Here is a 442-nt window from a genome sequence, read left to right on the forward strand (position 1 = left end):
CGGCGATGCGCTGAACCTCGTCGGGCAGGCCCTCAAGACGAACCCTGACCATGACAACCTCCTTGCCTTTTGAACCCTGCGCCACGTCCTGTGGCGCAGCCTAATCGTAGGGCTCAGAAAAAGTCCGAAAAAGTCTAGTTATCGCAGGTCAGACGTGCCATCGCGCGAGCGCACATGCACGCGATATATAGTCGCGCGAGGGCTTCAAAATATTTTTTCCGCACCAGCGGCGGCAGCCGCGAACGATCGGGATGCCGCCGCGGTCGGCCGTGGCCAAAGCAGCCGCCAAGGTAGCTGAAGCTACCGTCCGGCGGCTAGTGCTTGGGCTTGTGGCCGCGGGGGCGGTTCTGCCCGGGCCGCGGCGGTTCGGGCTTGCGCGGCGAGGTGTCCTCGCCCGCGAGACGCGCCCGCTCGTCGGCGAGCCTCATGCGGTCCGCGGCGA

Origin of the sequence: Collinsella sp. AF19-1LB, from assembly GCF_003459655.1 — a bacterium.
GTDB lineage: Bacteria > Actinomycetota > Coriobacteriia > Coriobacteriales > Coriobacteriaceae > Collinsella.